The organism is Bacillus sp. PK6-026 (genome assembly GCF_054161455.1).
In genome coordinates this window covers 2,497,133-2,515,111 of record NZ_CP096418.1, presented here as the reverse complement: position 1 = coordinate 2,515,111, position 17,979 = coordinate 2,497,133, and the positions used below count along the sequence as shown (strand labels likewise).

Here is a 17,979-nt window from a genome sequence, read left to right as displayed (position 1 = left end):
AACGACGTGAAACAGATGATTGCAAATGCCGCAGACTATATTAAAAGCAAAACAGAAATCAAACCGGCGGTCGGCCTGATTTTGGGATCGGGCCTTGGCGTGCTTGCTGATGAGATAAAAGACGCCGTTCGCATTAAATATGAAGACATCCCGGATTTTCCTGTTTCCACTGTTGAAGGGCATGCCGGACAGCTTGTCATCGGCAGACTTGAAAATGTGCAAGTCGTCGCGATGCAAGGGCGTTTTCATTTTTACGAAGGATATTCAATGGACAAGGTAACCTTCCCGGTACGTGTCATGAAAGAACTCGGGATCGAGACTTTAATTGTGACCAATGCCGCAGGCGGCGTCAATGAATCGTTCCGTCCCGGCGATTTGATGATCATATCCGATCATATCAATTATATGGGAACGAATCCGCTGATCGGGCCGAACGATTCCTCGCTGGGTGTCAGATTCCCTGACATGTCATCCGCATATGATAAGGAACTGCGCCTCTTGGCGAAAAAAACAGCCGAAGAATTGAACATCAGTGTACAAGAAGGGGTTTACACAGCCGTCACAGGACCTACATACGAAACGCCTGCCGAAGTGCGCTTCCTCAGAACGATCGGATCGGATGCTGTCGGCATGTCGACGGTTCCGGAAGTCATCGTTGCAAAACATGCGGGCCTTCGCGTGCTCGGCATTTCGTGTATATCAAATGCGGCAGCCGGAATCCTCGATCAGCCGCTCTCCCATGACGAAGTGATCGAAGTCACCGAAAAAGTAAAAGCCGACTTTTTGCGGTTTGTTAAAGCGGCCGTCGCCAAAATCGGCTAAAACCGCCGCGAAGTTGAAATGTGAGCCAATGCAAGTTCAAATAAGAACCTGCATTGGCTCTTTCTTTTTGCCTGATGAGAAATTTTTTCCAATCAATCCGTATAAATCCAACTGGATTGGAAAAAATAGAGAGGATTACGAAATGGAGGTCTGGGTGATGAAACGTCATTTATCCAAATTGCTGATTTTTACGATAATCCTGATGACTGCGCCGCCGGCGTTTGCAAAAGAGAGCGAAAAGAAACCGTCGGAGCTTGCTGATGACGCAAAATCTGCCGTTTTAATCGAGCGGGATACCGGTAAGGTGATGTATGACAAGAACAGCCGTGAAAAGCTTCCCCCGGCCAGCATGACAAAAGTGATGACCATGCTGTTGATCATGGAAGCTCTTGATGAAGGCAAGATCAAAATGAAAGACAAAGTCAGAACAAGCGAGTATGCCGCTTCAATGGGGGGATCGCAAATTTTCCTTGAGCCCGGCGAAGAAATGACGGTTGAAGATATGCTGAAAGGGATCGCCATCGGATCGGGTAATGATGCCTCTGTGGCAATGGCAGAGCATATTGCCGGATCTGAAGAGGAATTTGTCAAAAGAATGAATGAAAAAGCCGCTGAGCTCGGCCTCAAGGATACATCTTTTCAAAATACGACAGGTCTGCCTGAAGAAGGCCATTACAGCACAGCCTATGACATGGCACTCATGGCGAAAGAGCTTTTAAAATATGAAAACATCACGAAATTTACGGGAACATATGAAGACTATCTGAGAGAAAACAGTGATAAAAAATTCTGGCTCGTCAACACAAACCGCCTCATCAAATTTTATCCCGGCGTTGACGGAGTCAAGACCGGCTTTACAAATGAAGCAAAGTACTGCCTGACAGCTTCAGCGAAAAAAGGAAACATGCGCGTCATCGCTGTCGTTTTTGGTGCCAGTACGCCAAAAGAACGAAATGCCCAAATCACAAAAATGCTTGATTTTGCATTCAGCCAATATGAAACGCATCCGATGTATAAACGCAATGAAATCATTTCCGATTTGAAGGTCAATAAAGGCCATGAGCAAAAAATAAACCTTGTCACATCGGAACCGATTTCCCTTTTGACGAAAAAAGGCGAAAATATCGAAGCTGTTAAAAAAGAAATCAAACAGAAGGAAGATATCCAGGCCCCTGTCAAAAAAGGCACAGAGCTTGGGACGCTCGTATTGAAAAAGGACGGAAAGGTTCTCGCTGAAAGCCCTCTTGTCGCGGAAAAAGACATGGATAAAGCAGGGATGTGGACGATGTTCAAGCGGACGATGACCCACTGGACGAAGTGGAGTGAATAATGCCGAACGGTCACTAGTTTTGTCACGGTGAAGGAATTTATAAAGTCTGAAGCGAAACACTCATTATCCGATTTAAACCAAGGAGGAATGAGGATGAGCCTCGGAATCGATATTCACGTCAAAGAATCCGTACTATGCATTCGGTTGACAGGTGAACTCGATCACCATACAGCAGAAACCTTGAGAAAACAAGTCAGTGACCATCTGGAACAATCCGGCATTCGCCATATTGTCATGAATCTTGCAGACCTTTCGTTTATGGACAGTTCAGGACTTGGCGTCGTGCTCGGCAGATATAAGGAGATTAAACAGCTCGGCGGAGAAATGATCGTCTGCGCCATTTCTCCTGCTGTCAAACGTTTATTTGATATGTCCGGGCTGTTTAAAATCATTCGCCTTGAGCAATCAGAGCAGCGTGCACTTGAAACGTTGGGGGTGGCGTCATGAAAAATGAAATGAATATCCAGTTCACGGCACTCAGCCAAAACGAATCGTTTGCACGGGTGACAGTCGCTGCTTTTATCGCTCAGCTCGACCCGACGATGGATGAACTGACCGAAATTAAAACGGTCGTATCCGAAGCGGTCACAAACGCGATCATACACGGTTATGAAAACTCAGGGCAGGGAGACGTATACATTTCCGTCACCCTTCATGATCATATCGTCTACTTAACGATTCGTGACGAAGGAGTCGGCATCCCTGATCTTGAGGAAGCGCGCCAGCCCCTGTTCACGACAAAGCCTGAACTCGAGCGGTCGGGAATGGGCTTTACGATCATGGAAAATTTCATGGATGATATCTCGATCGACTCCTCACCTGAGATGGGAACCACAATACACTTAACAAAGCACTTATCAAAAAGCAAAGCGCTTTGCAATTAAGGGAGATTTGTTATGGATGTGGAGGTTAAAAAAGAAAACCAGAACACTCAGCTTAAAGACCATGAAGTGAAAGAACTGATTAAAAACAGCCAGAACGGCGATCAAAAAGCAAGGGACCTCCTCATAGAAAAAAACATGCGTCTTGTTTGGTCTGTCGTTCAGCGTTTTTTGAACAGAGGCTATGAGCCTGATGACCTCTTTCAAATCGGCTGCATCGGCCTCTTGAAGTCGGTGGACAAATTCGATCTTTCCTATGACGTTCGGTTTTCCACCTACGCCGTCCCGATGATTATTGGCGAGATTCAGCGGTTTATCAGAGATGACGGAACCGTCAAAGTGAGCCGCTCGCTGAAAGAACTCGGCAACAAAATCCGGCGGGCAAAAGACGAGCTTTCCAAGTCAAACGGACGGATTCCGACCGTTCAGGAAATCGCCGATTATCTCGAAATCAGTTCGGAAGAAGTCGTGATGGCTCAGGAAGCGGTCCGCTCTCCCTCATCCATTCATGAAACGGTTTACGAAAACGACGGAGACCCGATTACACTTCTGGATCAAATCGCCGATCAGTCGGAAGAGAAGTGGTTCGATAAAATCGCTTTGAAGGAAGCCATCAAGGATTTGGATGAACGGGAAAAGCTGATTGTTTATTTAAGGTATTACAAAGACAAGACGCAATCTGAAGTTGCCGACCGCCTCGGCATATCCCAGGTGCAAGTGTCGAGGCTTGAAAAAAAGATTTTAAAGCAAATCAAAAACCAGATGGATCAATTTGAAAGCTGAGGCTGCTCGGATGTCTAATGAAAAACCGGAACGCTCCAAAAAAGAGTGTTCCGGTTTTTTTGTGGTAATTTATGGTCTTTTGCCGCTTGCTGAATGATAAATGGGATGTACTTCATACTACAACTATAACCATCATATAGGAAGTGACCCAGATGGAACGTCAAGTTTTTATCAGACTCCGCCACCGGCTTGAGGCCGATCCCGATGAATTGATTCTGCTCGGCCATATCGCACAGGTAGCGGGCGACCGCCGATACAAAGAAAAGCTTGAACGGCTGCCTATTTATCAGGTCAGCAAAGCGGATCAAAGCATGGTGGTGTTGGACGTGATGAAGGTGATCGAAGCTGTACATAAATCGTTTCCTGACCTTGACGTCCAAACCGTCGGCGGTTCCGAAACAATCGTGGAGATCCAATATCCGAAAAGGGGGCTGTCTCCCGTACTGTTCGTCGGCGTCTGGCTGCTCCTGTTCGTCGGTGCCGGCCTTGCTGTCATGAACTTTCATGAAGATGTCAGCATGAGGGACGTACACATCTTGCTTTACGAAATGGTGACGGGCAAGGAGAACCGCTATCCATACCTTTTGCAGATTCCGTACAGCATCGGTCTCGGTCTCGGCATGATTTTGTTTTTTAATCATTTATTTAAAAAACGGTTTAACGAGGAGCCGAGCCCTCTGGAGGTCGAGATGTTTAAATATCAGCTTGATTTGGACCATTATGTGGCATTGCACGAAAACAAAGAAACGACAAAGGATATTCATGATCATTAGCGTGATCTTTATCATCTTTCTCGGACTCGCAGGAGGGATTGCGGTTGGATCTGGATTTGTCGCTTTTCTTACCGTGCTTGGCATTATACCGAGACTGACTCAGCTGACGAAAACGCAAGGGTTTATCCAGGCGTATGAATGGGCTGTCATTCTGGGCGCGGTGTTCGGAGGATGGGAATCGCTGAACATGTCCCGCTTTTTTTTATCCAAATGGCTGCTTGTTCCGATCGGCCTTTTTGCGGGCGTTTTCATCGGAATGCTTGCAGCGGCGCTGACAGAAGTGTTGAACGTGCTTCCGATACTGGCGAAACGCATCGGTATGGGGGACAGGATTTTGATTCTTTTAATGGCCATTGTGTTCGGGAAGATCCTTGGCTCGATGTTTCAATGGCTCATTTTTGTTCATTTGTCATAAAAGGAGGAATATGATGTCAAGTTTGAAAGATAATTACCAATCGAAAGTCAAAGCTTATCAGCCTACGCCGCCTTATGTCCTGAACTGTATCAAGGCTTTTCTTGTCGGCGGTCTGATCTGTACGATCGGCCAGGCTCTCCAGAATTTTTATATGGCCGTATTCCACTTTGATGAAAAAACAGCTGGAAACCCGACGGTTGCTACGCTCATCTTAATCTCCGCTCTGTTAACAGGCCTTGGCGTCTACGACAGAATCGGCCAGTTTGCCGGCGCTGGTTCCGCCGTTCCGGTTACAGGGTTCGCCAACAGTATGACGAGTGCAGCCCTTGAGCATAAAAGCGAAGGCTATGTTCTCGGCGTGGGGACAAACATGTTCAAGCTTGCCGGAAACGTCATCGTGTTCGGCGTTGTGGCCGCTTATATTGTGGGAATGATCCGCTTTGCCTTTGACAAGTTGTTTTAGGAGGAAAACATCATGAAATTAACTGGAAAACAAACATGGGAGTTCGAGAACCCGCTGTTTGTTAACTCGAGCGGAACAGCGGTTGGACCTAAAGAAAAAGAAGGTCCGCTTGGACACTTATTTGACAAAACCTATGATGAAATGCACTGCAACCAGAAAAACTGGGAGATGGCAGAGCGCAAGCTGATGGAGGATGCGGTTCAGACTGCGTTATCAAAACAAAATCTTAAAAAGGAAGACATCGATATCTTTTTGGCAGGCGATCTGCTCAACCAAAACGTGACAGCCAACTATGTGGCGAGGCATTTGAAAATTCCTTTTCTTTGCTTATTTGGAGCATGCTCGACATCAATGGAATCGATCGCGATCAGTTCGGCATTGATTGACGGAGGTTTCGCAAAGCGTGCCCTAGCGGCAACCAGCAGTCATAATGCTACTGCTGAAAGGCAGTTTCGCTACCCGACGGAATACGGCGGCCAAAAGCCGGGAACCGCTACATCCACAGTGACCGGAAGCGGAGCAGTCGTCCTCAGTCAGCAGCCAGGCGGCATCAAAATCAGCAGTGCAACCGTCGGAAGAGTTATCGACTTGGGGATTACCGATTCGCAGGATATGGGGTCGGCGATGGCCCCCGCTGCGGCGGATACGATCAAGCAGCATTTAGAGGATCTGGGACGCACCCCTGATGATTACGATTTAATTTTAACCGGCGACCTTTCAGGTGTCGGCAGCCCGATTTTGAAGGATTTGTTAAAAGAGGAAGGAATCAATGTCGGGACAAAACATAATGACTGCGGACTGATGATCTATACGCCTGACCAGCAGGTTTTTGCAGGCGGAAGCGGATGTGCTTGTTCCGCTGTCGTCACCTTTGGCCACATTTTTAAAGAAATTGAAGCGGGAAGGCTGAACAGAGTGCTTGTTGTAGCGACAGGCGCCCTTTTAAGCCCGACGATCGTCCAGCAAAAAGAATCGATACCATGCATTGCCCATGGCGTCGTATTTGAACGGGCCGAAGGGGGGAACGCTTAAGATGGAATATGTCATTGCTTTTATTGCAGGAGGATTGATTTGCGTCATCGGCCAGCTTTTGCTTGATATCTTTAAAATGACGCCGGCTCATGTCATGTCAACTTTTGTCGTATCAGGAGCGATCCTTGACGGTTTCGGCCTTTACGACCGTTTTATCGAATTTGCCGGTGCCGGGGCTACAGTCCCGATTGTCAGCTTCGGCCATTCTCTTTTGCACGGCGCGATGCACCAGGCTGAGGAACATGGCTTTATCGGAATCGGCATGGGGATATTCGAACTGACATCTGCCGGTGTATCTGCCGCTATCTTGTTTGCTTTTCTTGTTGCCGTGATTTTTAAACCGAAAGGATAAAGGATAATGCCAGCAAAACGCAAGGTCATTTTGGTCACAGACGGCGATATATACGCTGCAAAAGCAATCGAATATGCGGCAAGAAAAACGGGCGGCCGCTGTATTTCCCAATCGGCGGGGAATCCAAGCATTAAAACGGGACCGGAGCTTGTATCCATGATCCTAGAAACCCCTCATGATCCTGTATTCGTCATGTTTGATGATTCCGGACTTCAAGGCGAAGGGCCGGGAGAGACAGCGATGAAATATGTAGCGATGCATGCCGATATCGAGGTGCTCGGGGTCATCGCCGTCGCTTCAAAAACTCATTATGCAGAGTGGACAAGGATCGATGTATCAATCGATGCGGAAGGTGAACTGACGGAATTCGGCGTCGATAAACACGGGGTCAAAGAGCTCGATGTCAAACGAATGAACGGTGACACGGTCTATTGCCTTGATCAGCTGGATGTTCCGATCATCGTCGGAATCGGTGATATCGGTAAAATGAACAGAAAAGACGATGTGGAAAAAGGGTCGCCGATTACAATGAAAGCGGTCGAGCTCATTTTAGAAAGGAGCGGGTATCATGAGTGCTCAAAAGCAAGAGAAGACGAACGTATTCCTTGATCCTTCTAAGAATGAAGCGTATTTCAAGAAGCGGGTCGGCATGGGAGAAAGCTTTGACCTTGGCGTACGCAAGGTCTTTATCCTCGGCCATGAAGTTCAGCTTTATTATGTCAACGGGTTGTGCGACACCCAATACATCATTCACCTGTTAAGGGAACTGGTCCATCTCAATGATAAAGAAAAAGAGTCGGGCGAGGTCGAAGACATTGTCGAAAACAGGCTTTTGAACCAGCAGGTTTCAAAAGCAGAAACGCTTGATGAAGCGGTGGACCAAGTGCTGTCGGGACTGGTTGCCATCATCGTCGAAGATGCGGGATTTGCATTTATCATTGATGTCAGAAGCTATCCGGGCAGAACGCCGGAAGAGCCTGATACAGAAAAAGTCGTACGCGGTGCAAGAGACGGGCTCGTCGAGAACATCATCGTCAACACAGCCCTGATCAGACGCCGGATCAGAGATGAACGCCTGCGCTATAAAATGCTTCATATCGGTGAACGCTCCAAAACAGACATCTGCCTTTGCTATTTGGAAGATGTTGCAGATCCCGATCTTGTTGAAGTATTAAAAAAAGAAATTGAAAATGTGAAGATCGACGGACTGCCGATGTCGGATAAATCGGTAGAGGAATTCATTGTCGGCCAAGGCTTCAATCCGTTTCCGCTTGTCAGGTTTACGGAAAGGGCAGACGTAGCCGCAAGCCATATTTTAGAGGGGCATGTCATCGTGATCGTCGATACGTCGCCAAGCGTCATCATTACGCCGACGACCTTGTTTCACCATGTACAGCATGCTGAGGAATACAGACAGACACCGGCTGTTGGGACGTTTTTAAGGTGGGTGCGGTTTTTCGGTATTTTGGCCTCCACCTTTTTGCTGCCGCTTTGGCTATTGTTTGTCATTCAGCCGTCGCTCTTGCCTGATCATTTATCGTTTATCGGTTTAAACAAAGACACTCATATCCCGATTATCATGCAGATTTTCCTGGCGGATCTCGGCGTCGAATTTTTAAGAATGGCCGCCATTCATACGCCGACGGCGCTTTCGACTGCAATGGGCCTGATCGCTGCCGTATTGATCGGCGATATCGCGATCAATGTCGGCTTGTTTTCTCCCGAAGTCATTTTATACGTTTCCCTCTCGGCAATCGGAGCGTACACGACACCAAGCTACGAGCTGAGTCTGGCGAATAAAATGGTGAAGCTGTTTATGCTGATATTGGTGGCGCTTTTTAAAGTGGAGGGATTTGTCATCGGATTAACGATCTTAACTATAGTGATGACTTCGATCAGATCATTGCGGACGCCTTACTTATGGCCTCTCCTCCCGTTCAACGGAAAAGCGTTTTGGCATGTTCTCGTGCGCACTTCCGTTCCCGGGGGAAAAGTCAGGCCGAGCATCGTTCATCCGCGAAACCGCTCCAGACAGCCGTGAAGACGGTATTCCAAGAGGCTTTTCCCCGGGGAAAAGCCTCTTTTTCAGTAATCGAATTCAGGTCTTTGGGTCCCGATACCTCTGTATTCGTTCGCAGAGATCGCGACTGCCCGGAGGCTGCAGATGTTGTTCTGTCTTCTGATCGGATAGACGACATACAGCATTTCGCGGCCGGACGGGTCAAACGTTGACGAATGAAGGAAAACCTCGGTTCCTCTCCGCCAAAATCTCGTATTCGCCGGAGCTGTAATAATCTGCCCTTCATAAGGCTCGTAAATTCGCTGTTCATGATGTACAGCCGGCTGATAAGAGCCGTATACATCTTCCGGTGTATAGCCTGGAGCCGGGGTGTAGGGGTAACGGTTTGGATACATATGATAACCTCTTTCCCACTTCGTTTTTTTAGGTTTCATCTTTAAGATTATATTCAGGTAAATGCCTATTTGTATGGGCGATAATCTCGATTTTTCAGCTCTTTTTTTAACTGAATGGACGTTATGTATGCCTATTTCTATCAAGTGCTGTTTTCTGTTATTCTATAATCAATAGAATGGATTGGTTTTTTAGGGGATTATTCCCTTTGTAAATCAAGAAAATTTGGACAAATGGTGGTTTAGTTTTTAAAACGAAATGTTATAATACAACATAAGAATCGCACTATCATGAAGCCGGAAGATGCATCGGGCAGCAATCGGACCGCCCCTTGCACCTTTGTAGATAGAGAAAGAGGGAATGACAATTGTTTTTACATGGTACTAGCAGACGAAATGAAAGTGGACACCTCGAAATCGGCGGTGTCGATGTTCTATCATTGGCAGAAAGATATGGAACACCTCTTTATGTATACGATGTCGCGCTGATAAGAGAGCGCGCCCGAAAATTCCAGAAGGCATTCAGGGAAGCCGGTTTAAAAGCGCAGGTAGCGTATGCAAGCAAGGCGTTTTCAGCGGTCGCCATGATTCAGCTTGCCGAACAAGAGGGGCTGTCTCTGGATGTGGTATCGGGAGGAGAGCTTTTTACTGCGATCAAAGCAGGGTTCCCCGCTGAACGGATTCATTTTCACGGAAACAATAAGAGCCCTGAAGAACTAGCCATGGCTCTGGAGCATCAAATCGGCTGCATCGTGCTCGATAACTTTCACGAGATCGCCATTGCAGAAAAGCTTTGCAAGCAATCAGGACAAACTGTAGACGTTTTGCTCAGAATCACACCGGGAGTTGAAGCGCACACGCATGATTATATTACGACGGGACAGGAAGATTCGAAATTCGGTTTTGATCTGCACAATGGGCAGGTCGAACAAGCCATCGAACAAGTCCTTCGCTCATCTGCGTTTAAGCTCCTCGGCGTGCACTGCCACATCGGTTCGCAAATTTTTGATACGGCGGGATTTGTTCTTGCGGCAGACAAGATCTTTGAAAAGCTCGCTGAATGGAGGGAGACTTACTCATTCATTCCGGAAGTGCTCAATCTCGGCGGGGGCTTCGGCATCCGCTATACAAAAGACGACGAGCCGCTCGCTGCCGATGTCTATGTTGAAAAAATCATCGAGGCGGTCAAAGCAAATGCCGAGCATTTCGGCTTTGACATCCCTGAGATTTGGATCGAACCGGGCAGGTCTCTCGTCGGAGATGCGGGAACCACGCTGTACACGACCGGTTCGCAAAAAGAGGTGCCGGGCATTCGCAAATATGTGGCTGTTGACGGCGGCATGAGCGATAATATCAGGCCGGCGCTTTATGAGGCAAAATATGAAGCGGCCGTCGCCAACAGGATGAACGATGCTTGTCATGATACCGTATCAATCGCAGGAAAATGCTGTGAAAGCGGAGATATGCTGATTTGGGATTTGGAAATCCCCGAAGTTCGTGACGGAGATGTGCTCGCCGTTTTCTGCACCGGTGCATACGGCTACAGCATGGCCAACAACTACAACCGCATTCCGCGCCCGGCCGTCGTTTTTGTCGAGGATGGAGAAGCGCAGCTCGTCATTCAGAGAGAGACGTATGAGGATATCGTCAAGCTGGATCTGCCGCTGAAATCGAAAGTAAAACAATAAAAAAATGGAGATTCCCTCAAGGGGGTCTCCATTTTTTTATTCAAAAAGAATTTTTTCCCGTTTGCCGCATGAAGAATATTTCCCGGCCATCGGGCGGTGTTTTTTGCAAAAAAGATCATGACATGCATAGAACAGCGACCGGGCTGATTGTATATAATATTGGGAATTTAACAAAAATTTAACAAAGGAGATGGTAAAGGCAATGATCAAGGTGAAAAGGATGAGATTTGCTGATTTTGCGGATTTAGAGGCGGAGTAGATGAAACCGGCCAAAGTATCCCTACTCCACCGCATGCTCCAGTGCCTGAAGCAATGTGTTGATTGTAACATAGCGAAGTGTTTTACAGCAATAAACAGTTCTGTGAATATTTTATTAATTTCTGCTGTGATTTCATTCCCATATTCTGCTGCGGCTCATCCTGCAACACAGTCCGCTGATAAATATTCAAGCTTTGAAGAATTGAAGCGGAATGAAGATCCGGCGTCTTACCGAATGACGGAGAAGGACGCAAAAGTGCCGATGCTCATCATGGCGATCCATGGAGGCGGCATCGAACCCGGAACAAGTGAAATCGCCAATGAAGTGGCGAAAAATTATTCCTTGTACTTGTTTGAAGGGCTGAAATCATCAGGCAATAGGGATCTTCACATTACAAGCACCCGTTTTGACGAGCCGGCGGCGCTCGCCATCACTGCGAGCCACCAGTATGTCATGTCGCTTCACGGCTATTACAGTGAAGACCGCGCTATTAAAGTGGGCGGGACAGACCGCGTTAAAATCAGAATATTGGTTGATGAGCTGAATCGCTCGGGGTTTGCCGCTGAAATGCTGGCGACGGACGACAAGTACGCCGGAACCCATCCGAATAACATCGCCAACAAGTCGCTTTCCGGGCTGAGCATTCAGCTTGAAATGAGCACAGGATTCCGCCAATCTTTATTTGATCGGTTCACGCTAAAAGACAGGGCAGCGACGCAAAACGAAACGTTTTACCGATTTACAAAACTGCTGACCGATTTTATTCACGAAAACTATGAAGAAGACGGAGGGGACTTCCCCTCTGCAAAAATAAAACACCCCCTTCAATTGAAAAAGGAGGTGTTTTGGCGGTTGTGTTAACCGTTGGACTCTGAGGTGCCGCCGCCGGTGAATACGGAAACGATGGCATTCCACAGAGACACAAAGAAGTCGATCAGTTTTTGAAGGAAATTTTGTCCTTCTTCAGAATCCAGGAATTTCGTGATTTTATCTTTTGCTTTGTCAAGCTGGTCTCCAACCTGGTTCCAGTCGATATTAATATTTTTCATGTTATTAAATAAAGACATGAGAGATTTTTTCTGATCCTCTGTGAGCGTCACTCCCAGATCGGAAGCGGCGGAATCAATCGTTTTTTCCAATTCCTCTTTTGATTCGGGAACCCCGTTTTTCGAGATTTCTTCCTTGACTTTGGCCATCAGCGCTGATGCATTCTCACTGCCGATTTTCTCGCCAAGCTCTGAAGTGGTGACTAGCTCTTCATTCGCGACTTTTTTCACGTCTTCGGAGATCTTTTCGCCCGAAGTCGTTTCATAGGCTTTCATTAAACCGGTCAAAGCGGCTGTGCCTGATACTTCAAATGGTGCAGTGATATAGACTTTAGCGTCTTTTACACCGGCTGTCATCAGCGCGTTTAAATACATTTCATCCGTAATTCTGCTGATATTGTGTGTCTGCACTTCCAAACCGGTGCCTTTTTTCGCTACGGTAATCGAAGAAGAAGAAATCGCTCTTGTTCCGATTTGTGCTTTCGGTATATAATCCCCTAAATATTTATGCTCCTCATCATTTGTCACCTCGATGATGGTCGCATTTTCAGGCGCATTCATTTCTTTTAATACCTTTTGTCTGTCCTGGCTTGACAAGTCTTTCCCCAGCGTGACGATCACATCACCCACTGCGGCGTCAGCAAAGCTGACCTGCGGGAAAATGAGCAGACACAATGCTGTAAAGATTCCTAGTATCGATTTTTTCAAGCTCAATGCCCTCCTTAAAAATGCAGGCTTCAGGCAGAATTGCTGTACTTTTAAAGAAGCCTGCCGGAACGGAAATAATGCGTTCCGAAATATAGACGGATGAAAGATGAGAGAGGTTTCAAAGAAAAAAAGTGATCCATTTTTCTTCAAGTCAAATGCCCTCCGGGTATCGTATCACACCGCTCTTTTATCATTCATGATTTTCACAGGCGATTCAACCTTTTTTAAAAATCTTTTACAAAAGTGATGCAAGAGCGCCGTTTATTTCAGGTAGATTGGCTCTGTGCTTCTTTGATATGATATAATGACCCTTGTGAAATGAAAGGAGAGAATCAAGATGGCTAAAAAAGGATACATACAACTGACAAACGGCAAAAAAATCGAGTTTGAACTATATCCGGAAGCGGCGCCGGGAACTGTCGCCAACTTTGAAAAACTTGCAAACGAAGGGTTCTATGACGGGTTGAAGTTCCACCGCGTCATTCCGGGCTTCGTCAGCCAAGGAGGCTGCCCGCACGGCACCGGAACAGGCGGACCTGGATATACGATTAAATGCGAGACAGAAGGGAATCCGCATAAACACGAAGCCGGTTCTCTCTCAATGGCTCACGCAGGAAAAGATACTGGAGGCAGCCAATTCTTTATCGTCCATGAGCCTCAGCCGCACTTGAACGGCGTACACACTGTTTTTGGAAAAGTCACATCAGGTCTTGATGCTGTCACTTCAATGGAGCAGGGACAAGGCATGGAAAAAGTCGAAGTATTTGACGCATAATTAGAAAGCGAAGAAACAGCCCGCTAAGCCGGGCTGTTTTTTTGTCTGAAACGGTGTTCATTTTCCAGATGCAATAGGACCAGGGACCGATTCTTCGACCGCGTTTTGCTAGGAAATGATGATCCTAATAAATAAAATAATTGTGAAAAAATGACCCTTTATGTAAAATATATTCAAGTGAAGAGCTAGAAAGAGAACGCAATCTGTATAAAAGGAAGGGGCGTAAGGGGTGAGCGTAAAAATCCCATCGACTGCAGTCGGCGTAAAAATTAATGACTGGTATAACGCGATACGCAAATTCAATGTTACGGACGCCGAAATGCTGAAGGCAGAAATTGAGCGCGAAATTTCTCAAATGGAAGAAGATCAAGACTTATTATTGTATTACGCCTTAATGGAATTCAGACACAGAATCATGCTTGATTACGTAAAACCATTGGAAGAAGGCGAAACCCCGCCTGACTTTTCTGAAATATTAAAAGATATCGAAGATGAACAAGGAAAGCTGACAGGCCTGCTTGAATATTATTTCAATTTTTTTAGAGGGATGTATGAATATAAAAACCATGATTATATTAAAGCGATCTCTTTTTACAGGCGCGCCGAAAAAAAGCTGCTGCATGTCGAGGACGAAATAGAGAGAGCCGAGTTTCATTTTAAAATGGCTGAAGTGTTTTATCATATGAAACAGAGCCACGTGTCGATGAACTATGCGCTTCAAGCGATTGAAACCTACCAGGCGCATGAAACTTACACGGTTCGGAGAATCCAATGCGAGTTCGTCATCGCAGGCAACTATGACGATCTGGATTCGAATGAAAAAGCGCTTTCGCATCTTGAAAAGGCGCTGAAGCTTTCACAGGAGAAAGGCCAGCTCATATTGGAAGGACACACCTATTACAATTTGGGTAACTGCTATTATAAGATGGGGGATTTTAATCGGGCGGCTGAATACTTCAACAGAGCTGCTGCGATTTATCAAGAAGAGTCATCAGATATTCTCCCAAAAGCGTTTTTTAGTCTTGCACATGCATATTTCAAGCTGAAGCAGCTGGAACAGGCGGATGACGCGTTAAACAAAGGGATTGACATCGCCCGGCGATCAGACGATTCGATCTATCTATCAAAATTTCATTTTTTGAAAGCCTTGTATCTTGATGATGACGGAAGAGCTCAAATGCTGGAAACTTTTCAGCTGCTCGGGTCAAAAAAGATGTATCCCGATATTGAGGACTTGGCATTGGAAGCTGCTGAATACTATAATGAAATTGGGCGCTTGAGCGACTCTGTTTATTTCTATCAAACGGTATTCAGTGCTCGAAAACAAATGAAAAAAGGGGACTGGTCGTATGAAATCTAAACTGTTGTTAACCGCCGCTGCTTCAGTAGCAGGACTTTCTCTGGCAAGTGCTGTGCTGATGACGCAAACAGATGGTATGAAAGTCGCCGAGAGAAATGTAACGTCCGCACCGACGCAAATCGCCGAGAGAAACGTAACGTCCACACCGGTGCAAATCGCTGAGAGAAATGTAACATCCGCACCGGTACATGTTGCTGAGAGAAACGTAACATCTGCCAAAACGTCACCGATTCATATCGGAGAACGAAATGTAACATAATATTCCGTCAAAGGGCAGTGCTCGCTTATATGAGCACTGCCTTTTTTATGTCCGATAAAAAGAGGATAGGTGTGAAATAACACGTAAAAAGTCCCCTTTAGGGGATATTTTTTGAAACAAAATGCAAATAAGGACGTATATTCTTGGAAGGGATGCTAAATTTTTTTATAATAAAACTTATCAGAACTAAATAAGGAGATCAATAATGAGGACTTTGGTACTGCTTAGAGGCTGCCCTGGCACCGGAAAATCAACCTGGATCAGGGATCATCAATTGAATCAATATACACTGTCTGCTGATCAGCTGAGGCTGATCCATCAGTCACCCGTGTTAAATTTGGAAGGGAAATACGACATTTCTCAAAAAAATGACGGAAAAGTATGGAAGCTTTTGTTCACCCTCCTTGAAGAAAGGATGGAAAGGGGGGAATTCACCGTTGTTGATGCCACACATGCGAAACCAAGCATGATTTCAAGCTATAAAGCTCTCGTTTTAAAGTATCGCTACAGAGCGTATGTGGTTGATTTTTCCGATATTCCGCTTGAGACCGCTCTGTTGAGAAACCGGGAGAGGGCTGAGCATAAGCGGGTGCCCGACAGCGTGGTTCACGCCATGCACGAGCGGATTTTAACCGAACCGGCGCCTTCCTGGACAACGGTCATCAAGCCGGAAGAATTTGACGATGTGATGCAGTATAAGCCGAGGCGGCTCGACAGTTATGAAAAAATACATGTGATCGGGGATGTGCACGGCTGTTTTACGGTGCTGGATTCTTATTTGAAAGGCAGACTCGAAGATGACGAGTTATATATTTTTACAGGTGATATGCTTGATAGAGGAATAGAAAACGCAAAAGTCGTTCAATTCCTGCTCAGTATCAAAGATCGTAAAAATGTGATTTTGCTCGAAGGAAATCATGATAAATATTTGAAGCAATACGGGCATGATGAAGAAACAAGAAGCAGCGTATTCAACAAGAAGACAAAACCGGAATTAGACGAAGCAGGCTTTGACAAAAAAGATATCAGGGAACTGGCCAGGCGCTTCCACCAAATTGTCTACTTCACGTATGGAGAAGATACTTACATCATCACGCACGGAGGTATTTCCGCGCTTCCTGACAACCTTCTGCTTACAGCTACCAGCCAGCTGATCAACGGTGTCGGCGGATATGAGACAGATATCGACCATGTCTTTACGAAAAATATGGAAGGGCGGAACATCATTCAAATCCACGGGCACAGAAACATGTTCCGGCTTCCAGTGCATGCAGCCGCAAAATCATATAACCTGGAAGGGCAGGTGGAGCACGGCGGGCATTTAAGGGTTGTCACCATCGATCGGTCTGGCATTCAAACACATGAGATAAAAAATGATGTGTTTAAAACGTCCGCTCCTTCGCTTGATTCTCATCACGAACACGAGGAGCTGACAGTCGACCATTTTCTAAAGCATTTGGACGAACACGATTATGTATCTGAGCAAAAATTAGGCGGAGGCATTTCCTCTTTTAACTTTACGAGGAAGGCTTTTCAGGAGAGAAAATGGGACAGCGTCAGCATGAAGGCAAGAGGGCTGTTTATCAACAGAAACACCAAGGAAATCGTCAGCAGAAGCTACAACAAATTTTTCAACATCGATGAACGCCTGACGACGAAAATGCATGTTCTCGTTAACACGCTGCGCTTTCCGGTCACTGTTTATGATAAGGCGAATGGATTTTTGGGAACGGTCGGCTACAATTCTGAAACCGATGAGCTCGTCTTCACCTCAAAATCTTATACATCGGCAAGCGGACAAAAAGACGGCCATGCGAAATGGGTGGAAGAGCTGTTTCACAAAACGTTTGACGCATCTCAGATTGAGGATATAAAAGAATATGTAAAAACACGCAATGTTTCGTTAGTGTTTGAAGTCGTGCTGCCAGAAAAAGATCCGCACATTATCGAGTACAAATCGGATAAGCTTGTCCTTCTCGACATTGTCAAAAGACAGATGAAATATGAAAAGCTGCCGTATGAAGATGTCCTCTGTTTTGCTGAGACATTTCGCGTAGAATGTAAGCAAAAAGTCATTTCTTTTGACCAGTGGACCGATTTTTATAAATGGTACCTGTCTGTGTCAAATGACCCGTCGATTGAAGAGGAAGGATATGTGATTGAAGACTCGGCAGGATTTATGACAAAATTAAAACTGCCTTTCTATCAATATTGGAAGTTCGTGCGCGGTATCAAGCACAGACTCGGCGCGGCTGCTGGTCGCTCGCCCCATCACGAGGCCCTGTTCCATTCCGAGCATGTGAAGTTTCTCGCCTGGGCCAAAACGAAAGACAGCGAGTATCTTAAAAATCAGTCCGTTATCACCATCCGAAACGACTTTTACAGCGAAACCTAAAGCGAAGAAAACAGAACAAACGGTCGGTTTCTTGGAACATAGTTATTTAGACTCAATTTTCAAGCTTGTTTTCACACACACCCCTAAACCAGAATGTACATTCGTAGGTTATAAGTAGTATTTCGTCTGAATATGAAACGATTTCCCTTCATTTTGCGTTATACTTAAAAACCACATATTTTCCGTCTGAATCGAACATGTTTTATTTCATCATTCACAGGAAATA

Annotated in this window: 20 protein-coding genes; 18 read left to right on the top strand and 2 right to left on the bottom strand. The window is 46.0% G+C overall.

Annotation, left to right across the window (positions count from 1 at the left end):
- Nucleotides 1-15 precede the first annotated feature (15 nt).
- From M1D59_RS12855 to M1D59_RS12800, 12 genes are all read left to right on the top strand, one after another.
- Entirely contained in the window at nt 16-822 is an 807-nt protein-coding gene (locus M1D59_RS12855) for a purine-nucleoside phosphorylase (protein WP_031304985.1), read from the top strand.
- Nucleotides 823-979: 157 nt separating this feature from the next.
- Nucleotides 980-2,152, top strand: coding sequence for a D-alanyl-D-alanine carboxypeptidase family protein (locus M1D59_RS12850; RefSeq protein WP_020452034.1), 1,173 nt, complete (start codon nt 980-982; stop codon nt 2,150-2,152).
- Nucleotides 2,153-2,245: 93 nt separating this feature from the next.
- On the top strand, nt 2,246-2,599 hold the full coding sequence (gene spoIIAA / locus M1D59_RS12845) for an anti-sigma F factor antagonist (protein ID WP_020452033.1): 354 nt from the start codon (nt 2,246-2,248) through the stop codon (nt 2,597-2,599).
- Nucleotides 2,596-3,036, top strand: a complete 441-nt coding sequence (gene spoIIAB, locus M1D59_RS12840) for an anti-sigma F factor (protein ID WP_020452032.1) — start codon at nt 2,596-2,598, stop codon at nt 3,034-3,036. The genes spoIIAA and spoIIAB overlap by 4 nt, the downstream gene beginning before the upstream one ends.
- Before the next feature lie 12 nt (nt 3,037-3,048).
- Nucleotides 3,049-3,816 (top strand): RNA polymerase sporulation sigma factor SigF, encoded by a 768-nt coding sequence (sigF, locus tag M1D59_RS12835; protein ID WP_020452031.1) that lies wholly within the window; start codon nt 3,049-3,051, stop codon nt 3,814-3,816.
- A 152-nt stretch (nt 3,817-3,968) separates the two neighbouring features.
- A complete protein-coding gene (locus M1D59_RS12830; RefSeq protein ID WP_020452030.1) occupies nt 3,969-4,589 on the top strand; it encodes a stage V sporulation protein AA in 621 nt (206 codons plus the stop codon).
- Nucleotides 4,579-5,004 (top strand): stage V sporulation protein AB, encoded by a 426-nt coding sequence (locus M1D59_RS12825; RefSeq protein WP_025811211.1) that lies wholly within the window; start codon nt 4,579-4,581, stop codon nt 5,002-5,004. The genes M1D59_RS12830 and M1D59_RS12825 overlap by 11 nt, the downstream gene beginning before the upstream one ends.
- A gap of 13 nt (nt 5,005-5,017) precedes the next feature.
- The gene (gene spoVAC, locus M1D59_RS12820) at nt 5,018-5,467 is read left to right on the top strand and encodes a stage V sporulation protein AC (RefSeq protein WP_020452028.1); all 450 of its coding nucleotides are present in this window, start codon (nt 5,018-5,020) and stop codon (nt 5,465-5,467) included.
- Between the two features lie 12 nt (nt 5,468-5,479).
- Nucleotides 5,480-6,499: a stage V sporulation protein AD gene (spoVAD, locus tag M1D59_RS12815; protein ID WP_020452027.1), complete on the top strand. Its 1,020-nt coding sequence runs from the start codon at nt 5,480-5,482 to the stop codon at nt 6,497-6,499.
- Nucleotide 6,500: 1 nt separating this feature from the next.
- Complete coding sequence (spoVAE, locus tag M1D59_RS12810; RefSeq protein WP_020452026.1) at nt 6,501-6,851, top strand: stage V sporulation protein AE; 351 nt, start codon at nt 6,501-6,503, stop codon at nt 6,849-6,851.
- Nucleotides 6,852-6,857: 6 nt separating this feature from the next.
- Entirely contained in the window at nt 6,858-7,460 is a 603-nt protein-coding gene (locus M1D59_RS12805; protein ID WP_020452025.1) for a stage V sporulation protein AE, read from the top strand.
- A complete protein-coding gene (locus M1D59_RS12800) occupies nt 7,420-8,892 on the top strand; it encodes a spore germination protein (RefSeq protein WP_020452024.1) in 1,473 nt (490 codons plus the stop codon). Before M1D59_RS12805 ends, M1D59_RS12800 begins: the two co-directional genes overlap by 41 nt.
- A 44-nt stretch (nt 8,893-8,936) precedes the next feature.
- On the opposite strand, the gene M1D59_RS12795 is transcribed toward M1D59_RS12800, so the two are convergent.
- On the bottom strand, nt 8,937-9,266 hold the full coding sequence (locus M1D59_RS12795) for a hypothetical protein (RefSeq protein WP_023857499.1): 330 nt from the start codon (nt 9,264-9,266) through the stop codon (nt 8,937-8,939).
- A gap of 365 nt (nt 9,267-9,631) precedes the next feature.
- Here M1D59_RS12795 and lysA point away from each other — a divergent pair, with 365 nt between their 5' ends.
- On the top strand, nt 9,632-10,951 hold the full coding sequence (gene lysA / locus M1D59_RS12790; protein ID WP_195536653.1) for a diaminopimelate decarboxylase: 1,320 nt from the start codon (nt 9,632-9,634) through the stop codon (nt 10,949-10,951).
- 259 nt (nt 10,952-11,210) lie between these two features.
- On the top strand, nt 11,211-12,071 hold the full coding sequence (locus M1D59_RS12785; protein WP_023857497.1) for a poly-gamma-glutamate hydrolase family protein: 861 nt from the start codon (nt 11,211-11,213) through the stop codon (nt 12,069-12,071).
- Here M1D59_RS12785 and M1D59_RS12780 read toward each other — a convergent pair.
- Nucleotides 12,068-12,964 carry a DUF1002 domain-containing protein gene (locus tag M1D59_RS12780; protein ID WP_020452020.1) on the bottom strand — a complete coding sequence of 299 codons (897 nt, stop codon included), beginning with the start codon at nt 12,962-12,964 and terminating at the stop codon, nt 12,068-12,070. The genes M1D59_RS12785 and M1D59_RS12780 overlap by 4 nt on opposite strands.
- Nucleotides 12,965-13,301: 337 nt before the next feature.
- Here M1D59_RS12780 and M1D59_RS12775 point away from each other — a divergent pair, with 337 nt between their 5' ends.
- The 4 genes from M1D59_RS12775 to M1D59_RS12760 all read left to right on the top strand — a co-directional run bounded on the left by M1D59_RS12775 (nt 13,302) and on the right by M1D59_RS12760 (nt 17,753).
- On the top strand, nt 13,302-13,739 hold the full coding sequence (locus M1D59_RS12775) for a peptidylprolyl isomerase (protein ID WP_020452019.1): 438 nt from the start codon (nt 13,302-13,304) through the stop codon (nt 13,737-13,739).
- Between the two features lie 229 nt (nt 13,740-13,968).
- Entirely contained in the window at nt 13,969-15,099 is a 1,131-nt protein-coding gene (locus M1D59_RS12770) for a Rap family tetratricopeptide repeat protein (protein ID WP_043054368.1), read from the top strand.
- On the top strand, nt 15,089-15,358 hold the full coding sequence (locus M1D59_RS12765) for a hypothetical protein (RefSeq protein ID WP_023857494.1): 270 nt from the start codon (nt 15,089-15,091) through the stop codon (nt 15,356-15,358). Before M1D59_RS12770 ends, M1D59_RS12765 begins: the two co-directional genes overlap by 11 nt.
- A gap of 205 nt (nt 15,359-15,563) precedes the next feature.
- Entirely contained in the window at nt 15,564-17,753 is a 2,190-nt protein-coding gene (locus M1D59_RS12760; RefSeq protein ID WP_035338484.1) for an RNA ligase, read from the top strand.
- The last annotated feature ends 226 nt before the right edge of the window (nt 17,754-17,979 follow it).

What these genes read in the sequence shown, in the direction of transcription:
- M1D59_RS12830 (WP_020452030.1), top strand. Translation starts at nt 3,969, where the DNA reads ATGGAACGTCAAGTTTTTATCAGACTCCGCCACCGGCTTGAGGCCGAT.
- M1D59_RS12765 (WP_023857494.1), top strand. Translation starts at nt 15,089, where the DNA reads ATGAAATCTAAACTGTTGTTAACCGCCGCTGCTTCAGTAGCAGGACTT.
- M1D59_RS12825 (WP_025811211.1), top strand. Translation starts at nt 4,579, where the DNA reads ATGATCATTAGCGTGATCTTTATCATCTTTCTCGGACTCGCAGGAGGG.
- spoVAD (WP_020452027.1), top strand. Translation starts at nt 5,480, where the DNA reads ATGAAATTAACTGGAAAACAAACATGGGAGTTCGAGAACCCGCTGTTT.
- M1D59_RS12855 (WP_031304985.1), top strand. Translation starts at nt 16, where the DNA reads ATGATTGCAAATGCCGCAGACTATATTAAAAGCAAAACAGAAATCAAA.
- sigF (WP_020452031.1), top strand. Translation starts at nt 3,049, where the DNA reads ATGGATGTGGAGGTTAAAAAAGAAAACCAGAACACTCAGCTTAAAGAC.
- spoVAE (WP_020452026.1), top strand. Translation starts at nt 6,501, where the DNA reads ATGGAATATGTCATTGCTTTTATTGCAGGAGGATTGATTTGCGTCATC.
- M1D59_RS12785 (WP_023857497.1), top strand. Translation starts at nt 11,211, where the DNA reads ATGAAACCGGCCAAAGTATCCCTACTCCACCGCATGCTCCAGTGCCTG.
- M1D59_RS12805 (WP_020452025.1), top strand. Translation starts at nt 6,858, where the DNA reads ATGCCAGCAAAACGCAAGGTCATTTTGGTCACAGACGGCGATATATAC.
- M1D59_RS12795 (WP_023857499.1), bottom strand. Translation starts at nt 9,266, where the DNA reads ATGTATCCAAACCGTTACCCCTACACCCCGGCTCCAGGCTATACACCG.
- spoIIAB (WP_020452032.1), top strand. Translation starts at nt 2,596, where the DNA reads ATGAAAAATGAAATGAATATCCAGTTCACGGCACTCAGCCAAAACGAA.
- spoVAC (WP_020452028.1), top strand. Translation starts at nt 5,018, where the DNA reads ATGTCAAGTTTGAAAGATAATTACCAATCGAAAGTCAAAGCTTATCAG.
- M1D59_RS12760 (WP_035338484.1), top strand. Translation starts at nt 15,564, where the DNA reads ATGAGGACTTTGGTACTGCTTAGAGGCTGCCCTGGCACCGGAAAATCA.
- spoIIAA (WP_020452033.1), top strand. Translation starts at nt 2,246, where the DNA reads ATGAGCCTCGGAATCGATATTCACGTCAAAGAATCCGTACTATGCATT.
- M1D59_RS12800 (WP_020452024.1), top strand. Translation starts at nt 7,420, where the DNA reads ATGAGTGCTCAAAAGCAAGAGAAGACGAACGTATTCCTTGATCCTTCT.
- M1D59_RS12850 (WP_020452034.1), top strand. Translation starts at nt 980, where the DNA reads ATGAAACGTCATTTATCCAAATTGCTGATTTTTACGATAATCCTGATG.
- M1D59_RS12775 (WP_020452019.1), top strand. Translation starts at nt 13,302, where the DNA reads ATGGCTAAAAAAGGATACATACAACTGACAAACGGCAAAAAAATCGAG.